The organism is Roseomonas sp. KE2513 (genome assembly GCF_016107305.1).
In the GTDB taxonomy this organism is placed as follows: Bacteria; Pseudomonadota; Alphaproteobacteria; order Acetobacterales; family Acetobacteraceae; genus Roseomonas.
The window spans coordinates 1-264 of sequence record NZ_RCVR01000210.1 but is presented as its reverse complement, the minus strand read 5'-3'; the positions used below and the strand labels follow the sequence as shown (position 1 = coordinate 264).

Below are 264 nucleotides of genomic sequence, written 5' to 3'. Positions count from 1 at the left end.
GAACTCATCCCCACACCGCGTGAGGCCTAAAGCCTCGCCGCACGCAGCACCAACACGCAACCCACCAAACCATCCCCTCCTCCTTAACAAGGGAAGAGAACAATATCAGACGTTCTGGCCCGGTGGCCTGGTGCCTATAGCGAGTGTGACACACCCGATCCCATCCCGAACTCGGCCGTGAAACCACCCCGCGCCTATGGTACTGTGTCCTAAGACACGGGAGAGTCGGTCGGCGCCAGACCACCAGACCAGAACGTCATGATC

Annotated in this window: 1 rRNA gene; it reads left to right on the top strand. The window is 59.8% G+C overall.

What is annotated here, in order from left to right:
* Positions 1-126 precede the first annotated feature (126 nt).
* A 5S ribosomal RNA gene (gene rrf, locus D9599_RS30990) occupies positions 127-241 on the top strand.
* Positions 242-264 lie beyond the last annotated feature (23 nt).